The organism is Herbaspirillum sp. B65 (assembly GCF_000333555.1).
In the GTDB taxonomy this organism is placed as follows: domain Bacteria; phylum Pseudomonadota; class Gammaproteobacteria; order Burkholderiales; family Burkholderiaceae_D; genus Herbaspirillum; species Herbaspirillum rubrisubalbicans.
Genome location: NZ_BADI01001217.1, coordinates 1 through 3,629, shown reverse-complemented (window position 1 = coordinate 3,629; position 3,629 = coordinate 1). Strand labels below are relative to the sequence as shown.

At 55.7% G+C, this 3,629-nt stretch carries 4 protein-coding genes and 1 pseudogene; 2 read left to right on the top strand and 3 right to left on the bottom strand.

Going from position 1 to position 3,629, the window contains the following annotated elements; genetic code table 11:
• A partial coding sequence (locus tag I5W_RS28665; RefSeq protein WP_044531807.1) for a M20/M25/M40 family metallo-hydrolase occupies positions 1–805 on the bottom strand: 805 nt, incomplete at its 3' end.
• A 477-nt stretch (positions 806–1,282) separates the two neighbouring features.
• Between I5W_RS28665 and I5W_RS28660 the strand changes: the two genes are divergently transcribed.
• Positions 1,283–1,750, top strand: a complete 468-nt coding sequence (locus I5W_RS28660; RefSeq protein WP_017451531.1) for a response regulator — start codon at positions 1,283–1,285, stop codon at positions 1,748–1,750.
• Positions 1,751–1,875: 125 nt separating this feature from the next.
• Here the strand turns inward: I5W_RS28660 and I5W_RS28655 are convergent, their stop codons facing one another.
• On the bottom strand, positions 1,876–2,118 hold the full coding sequence (locus tag I5W_RS28655) for a hypothetical protein (protein ID WP_017451530.1): 243 nt from the start codon (positions 2,116–2,118) through the stop codon (positions 1,876–1,878).
• Positions 2,119–2,466: 348 nt separating this feature from the next.
• On the opposite strand from I5W_RS28655, the gene I5W_RS28650 reads away from it, so the two are divergent.
• Positions 2,467–2,871, top strand: coding sequence for a response regulator (locus tag I5W_RS28650; RefSeq protein WP_252717268.1), 405 nt, complete (start codon positions 2,467–2,469; stop codon positions 2,869–2,871).
• A 545-nt stretch (positions 2,872–3,416) separates the two neighbouring features.
• On the opposite strand, the pseudogene I5W_RS32975 reads toward I5W_RS28650, so the two are convergent.
• Positions 3,417–3,629 (bottom strand): annotated as a pseudogene (locus I5W_RS32975) (hypothetical protein); the annotation flags it as partial.

Genomic DNA, 3,629 nt, shown 5'->3' with positions numbered 1-3,629 from the left:
AAGACGAACTCGCCTTGTCCGGGATGATGTTGGGCGCGTTGCCGCCATTGGAGAGCGTGGTCACGATGGACGAATACGGCACGTCGAAGTCATAGTCCTGCACCTCGGAATGACGCACGCGCAGCGCGATCTCACGGATCTTCAACTGCATCATCGCTGCATAGTCGATGCTGTTGATCCCCAGGTGCGGACAGGACGAATGGGCCGCATGACCATGCACCGAGCAGCGATAGGAACGCTTGCCCTTGTGGGCAATGACCGGTTGCATCATGGTCGGTTCGCCGATAATGACACCGGTGGGCTTGATGTCGTTGCGCTGCAGGTCGGCCAACAATTCACGCACGCCCAGGCAGCCGACCTCTTCATCATAGGAAAAGGAAAAGTGCAGCGGCGTGTGCAACCTGTCTTGGGCAATGGCCGGCAGGCGCGCCAGGCAGACAGCGATGAATCCCTTCATGTCGCAAGCACCGCGACCGAACAATTTGCCATCGGCCACGTGGGCCAGGAAGGGATCGGTATCCCAGTTCTGTCCGGTCACCGGCACCACGTCGGTATGGCCGGAGAAGACCGTACCAAAGCGCCCGGGACCGGCATCGCCGAGCGTGGCAAACAGGTTGGCCTTGCGACGTTGGGCATCGTAGGTGAGGCGGGTGGTGGCGCCGTAGCGCTCAAGGTAATCGCGGACCCATTCGATCAGGCCCAGGTTGGACTCGCGACTGATGGTGTTGAAACCGATGAGGGTCTTCAAGATATCCAGCGTCTGCTTCGTCGGTTCCGAAGCGGCTGTTTTCAAGGGTGCATTCATGATGGTGTTTTGCCTGTTCAAATCTGGAACGTCGGGCGCCTGCGCAGATGACCGGCCGCTTCCGTATTGCGCCAGAGGCGCGGCAAGCCCGTGCCATAACCCGCCTGCTGGCCGCGCGACAAGCGACGGACCGAAGCAGATAAAAGTGGGCAATGATGTTGCGTCACAATTCCCGCAATACGGGAATAAATCGCAATCACGGGACTGGCTCCTGTTCACAACAGCGCCTAGCTTACACCGCATTGGAGATGAGGGCGTGAGGCCGCTTATCCGGCCCCTTCCATACCGGCCGGGCAAGCCATCTGGCGTTGACAGCCTGCCCATGTGTTCATCAGGAAAATCATGATAGGAGCCGGCAAGCATTTTTGTCAGACTGCAAGTGAAGTTTTGCGCCAGGAGAATTGCCCAGAGAGGATAGACAAGATTCCCGCAGCGCAGGAATGGTGATCAGGGTCACTAGCAGAGAAGGACAAGACCATGAAGCCGCCGATCATATTGATGATTGAGTCGAACGGCGAAGCAGTCGAGCTGGCGCGCTTTGCGCTCTGGCGCCACAATTTCCATTGCGTGCTGCAGTGGATTGACGAAGCGGACATCGCCACCGAATCCCTATTGCAGCATGGTCGCCGCGAGAGTGATTCGGAATTGCCCGGCGTGATCTTTCTGGATCCTGGCATGATGGAGAACAACGGCCTGGGATTCATCCAGGCCATGAAGGCCGGACGCGCCACCCGGGCGGTACCTATTGTAGTTTTCCCCGACAGCGACTATCCACCCGAGATGCCGGAGCTCATCGACGCCGGGGCCGTGGAATATCTGCTCAAACCCGAGACTGCGCAGCAATTCATGGAAGCCGTGGTAGATCGCGCAAGATACTGGAGCGACAGGCGGCGACGTCGCCGCACAACAAAAACGGCCACCGGAGAAAGTGATGAGGTGCAGTGAGACCGTGCGCGTGTGACCTGCACCAACGAAGACGCCATGACGGTGTCACGTCACGGCGTTTGTCGTTTTGGCCTGGCAGTGCAAGCCGAGCCACGGCCCAGCCTGAGGCTGGCAAGCGTTGCTGCTTATTTCTTCACACGCGCGCTGATGTGAGCATCGAACTCACGCTGCGCCGCTTCCAGCTTTTGGAGTGCTTCCTGCCAAGGCTGGTAGTCCGCCTCGGTCAGCCAGCCGCCGTCCGGGTTCTGCTTCCACTGCTCCAGCTTGGCGGTCATCTGTTCATATTCTTCCAACTGGGCTACCAGCAGCGCTTCCATCTGCGTCTTCAACTCTTCGGCGCGGGTGATCCAGGGATCCTGTTCCGACATGGACATCTCTCTTTCGTCATGAATGAAGGTGGAGAAATGTTAACACGAAGGCTGGGGGATTGGACCTGGGCGGGTTGCGCAGTTGATTCTGTGTGCTGTGGTCTTGCGCGCACCTGGTCAGCACCTCTTCCTCCGTCATCTGGTTTCTTGGCCTGCAAGAACAGAACGATGCCAATCAGGCCCGACCCTCAATACAGATCAACTTTCGGAGGACATCGCTATAGGGCAACCTGCTTCCAGCACTTACACTATCGCCTCTTGCCCGATGCCGGGCAGTGACACAATCTCAAATCCTCATGCTGTAGTCATGAAGATGAATGTAGGAACGAAGATCTAATGGAAAGGCTCATGGAACCCACGGGGACTGGACGAACACTTTTGGTGGTGGAAGACAATGTCGAAGTCAGCTCACTTTTCTCCGCGGTTCTTGCCATCGAAGGCTATACCGTGATCGAAGCACGAAACGGTGTGAAAGCACTGGAGTTGATGGAGCAACACTCGGTCGATGTCATCCTCACCGATCTCAAGATGCCGGTCATGGATGGGCTGGAGTTTGGGCAGAAAGTAAAAGCGGATGAACGCTTCGTCCACATTCCGATTGTGCTGTTGAGTGCAACTCCGATGACAAACTCAGGGGAGGCGCTCCAGACGTTCTCGGCATTGCTCACCAAGCCCTGCCCTCTTGAAGAGGTGATCTTGACAGTCAATCGAGTGCAGCAAGCTGACGCGGAACGGGTTGTGATCATCGGCTAAGCCATACCTCCGCGCGTTAGCCACCGAAGGTCTGAGACAGGCTGGAGCGCAGTCGCGCGTGGTCAACGGCTGCAAGAGGTCACGCAAAAGTCACGCAGACCGCCTCGCGGAACTCACGCAAAGCAAAAGGCCCCTAACGCGCTAACGTTAGGGGCCTTTATCTGCAAGGCTTTCGCCTTAATGCATTTGGTTGCGGGGGCAGGATTTGTTATTCAGAAACAGCGAGTGAAACTATCATAGCGGGACAGCTTGGAGCTGCCAGCCACAGTTATGCGGCAAGCAGCAAACTCAACAGAGCGGGGATCGCTGTCGGGCGTGTCCAAATTTAATGAGTCACGCGTAAAGCCAGAATCCACGCTCCAATAAGCCACCATCCAACGAGATGCGGTAAACACCCATGGCATTCAATTTCCTGGTTGACGAATAAGAGACGTCATTTTCTCGAATCTGGAGAAGGGTAGATCTCCAAGTATGCGCAATAAGTCTAAGTATGAAAAAACGAGTCATAACCCGTCTTCGGCTCTTTAAAAAGAAATCTACAGCTCTTATTTATCGGCCTTTTTTTCGACAGCGTCTCTCACAGCATCTTTCCACCTTTTGTTGCCTACAAGCGTGGAGCGAGAAATTCGTATCTCCTCACAGCCAGGAATCGAATTGAGCGTTGCGCTAGCAGCCTCAACCAGCTTCGGTGGGAGCCACGGGTTTAGATAAATGATATCGATTGCATCAATTGGTATTAAAAAATCAGCGGTCTCAAT